General features: G+C 58.6%; 2 protein-coding genes. Both read right to left on the bottom strand.

Translation table 11 applies throughout. The features are described from left to right. Window positions 1–73: 73 nt before the first annotated feature. Window positions 74–865 carry an IS21-like element helper ATPase IstB gene (gene istB / locus AVO45_RS10695; protein WP_068346799.1) on the bottom strand — a complete coding sequence of 264 codons (792 nt, stop codon included), beginning with the start codon at window positions 863–865 and terminating at the stop codon, window positions 74–76. After that, window positions 855–2,384, bottom strand: coding sequence for an IS21 family transposase (gene istA, locus AVO45_RS10690; protein ID WP_068346800.1), 1,530 nt, complete (start codon window positions 2,382–2,384; stop codon window positions 855–857). The genes istB and istA overlap by 11 nt, the downstream gene beginning before the upstream one ends. Between the last annotated feature and the right edge of the window lie 113 nt (window positions 2,385–2,497).

Here is a 2,497-nt window from a genome sequence, read left to right as displayed (position 1 = left end):
ATGTTGATTTCTGCTGAGAAGTGACCCGGTATTTTCACCGAGAACTGACCCACCTTTGTTTATGTCTCATCGGTTATGTTGTGGTCAATGCGGGTGCCTCCTTTCTCTTTTTCTTTGCGGCTTCTGAGCTTGCCTTGTAGCGGTAGCTGTCGTTGCCTGTTTCCAGGATGTGGCAGCGGTGTGTGAGCCTGTCGAGAAGCGCGGTGGTCATCTTTGCATCGCCGAAGACCTGGGCCCATTCAGAGAAGCTGAGGTTGGTGGTGATGACCACGCTGGTGCGCTCGTACAGTTTGCTCAGGAGGTGGAAGAGCAGCGCGCCGCCGGATGAACTGAACGGCAGGTAGCCGAGTTCATCGAGGATGACCAAATCGATCTTGGTCAGCATCTCAGCCAATTTGCCGGCCTTTCCGAGCACCTTTTCCTGCTCCAACGCGTTGACGAGTTCCACAGTCGAGTAGAAGCGCACTTTGCATCTGTGGTGTTCGATGGCCTGGACGCCGATGGCCGTGGCAATGTGGCTCTTGCCTGTTCCAGGCCCGCCGATCAGGACAATATTCTCGGCGTTTTCCATGAAGGTGCCACGGTGCAGCTGTCGGACGGTGGCTTCATTGACCTCGCTGGATTTGAAGTCGAAGCCTGCGAGGTCTTTGTAGGACGGAAAGCGCGCCACCTTGGTTTGATAGGCAATGGACCGGACTTCACGTTCGGCCATTTCCGCCTTGAGAAGTTGGGACAACATCGGTGTGGCTGCTTCGAACGCTGGTGCGCCCTGGGCAACCAGATCATCAACGGCCTGTGCCATGCCATGCAGCTTCAGGCTACGGAGCATGATCACAATGGAGGCTCCTGCCGGATCATGACGCATGGCGCTTCTCCCCAGCTTGTCTCAGAGCATCATAGCGATCGACATTGGCCTTCGGCGCCGTCTCCAAGGCCAGAGCCTCTGGCGGATCGACCTCTGGATGATCGGTCTGCTTCTTGTCGAGCAGCCTGTGCAGGAGGTTCAGGACATGCGTCTTGGTTGGCACGCCGGCGTCCAGCGCCAGTTCTACAGCACACAGAACGGCATCTTCGTCGTGCTGCAGAACCAGGGACAGGATATCGACCATCTCCCGGTCACCGCCCTCCTTGCGCAACATGTGATCCTGCAGGCGGCGGAAGGCGTCGGGCATCTCGATGAACGGTGCACCGTTGCGCAGGGCACCAGGTTTGCGTTGGATGACAGCCAGATAGTGTCGCCAATCATAGATCACCCGGCCTGGCTTGTGGTGCGACCGCTCAATGATGCGATCATGGGCGCAAACGGTTTGACCTTCCGCCACAACGACCAGCCGTTCAGGGTAGACATGCAAACTGACGCGGCGATTGGCAAAGCTGGCCGGTACGCTGTAGCGATTGCGCTCGAAGGTGATCAGGCATGTCGGTGACACCCGTTTGCTGTGCTCCACAAACCCATCAAAGGCCGGGGGCAGTGCCATGAGCGTTGGCTTCTCGGCGTCCCACACGTCCGAGATAGAACCGGGCAAAATCTTGTGTGGTGTCTCCGCCCATAGAGCAATACAGCGATCTTCCAGCCACTGATTGAGCTCGTTCAGATCGCTGAAGACCGGCATGACCTGCCACAGGCGATTACGCGCATCCTGGACGTTCTTCTCGACCTGGCCCTTCTCCCAACCCGCCGCCGGGTTGCAGAACTCAGGCTCAAAGACATAGTGGCTGGCCATGGCCTTGAAACGGGCATTGACGTCCCGCTGTTTGCCTTTGCCCACACGATCCACTGCCGTCTTCATATTGTCATAGATCCCGCGGCCCGGAACGCCGCCGAAGACGCGGAACGCGTGCCAATGGGCATCGAACAGCATCTCATGGGTTTGCAGCGGGTAAGCCCGCACCAGGAACGCCCGGCTATGTGACAACTTGATATGGGCGACCTGGAGCTTGACCCGCTCGCCGCCGATATTGGCCCAGTCTTCGCTCCAGTCGAACTGGAACGCCTCGCCAGGCTGGAACACCAGGGGCACGTATGTGCCGCGCCCGGTCGTCTGTTCCGCGCGGTGCCGATCGGCACGCCACGCACGGGCAAAGGCCGCCACACGCCCGTAGGACCCGTCATAGCCAAGTTTGACCAGATCAGAGTGCATCTGCGTCACAGTCCGCCGCTCTTTGCGGGGTTTGCGCGTCTGCGCCAGCAACCAGGCCGAAAGACGATCCGCATAAGGGTCCAGCTTGCTCGACCGGGTTGGCGTCTTGAACTTCGGCTCCACCGCGCCTTCGCGCAGGTACTTTCTGATGGTGTTGCGAGACAGGCCCGTCCGCCGGGCTATCTCGCGGATTGGCATTTTGTCACGCAATGCCCAACGTCGGATAACACTCAAAAATCCCATGTCGATCACTCCATATCTCCCCGACCGAATCCGTCAGGGCAACGTGTTCACATGGGTCAATTCTCAGTGAAAATCTGGGGGGCTACCGGGTCACTTCTCAGCAGAAATCAACA

The sequence above is a fragment of the Ruegeria marisrubri genome (genome assembly GCF_001507595.1).
Lineage (GTDB): Bacteria > Pseudomonadota > Alphaproteobacteria > Rhodobacterales > Rhodobacteraceae > Ruegeria > Ruegeria marisrubri.
This window is presented reverse-complemented; position numbering and strand designations above follow the sequence as displayed.

Excerpts from the sequence above, each read along its gene's own strand:
- istB (WP_068346799.1), bottom strand. The coding sequence starts at position 865 with ATGCGTCATGATCCGGCAGGAGCCTCCATTGTGATCATGCTCCGTAGC.
- istA (WP_068346800.1), bottom strand. The coding sequence starts at position 2,384 with ATGGGATTTTTGAGTGTTATCCGACGTTGGGCATTGCGTGACAAAATG.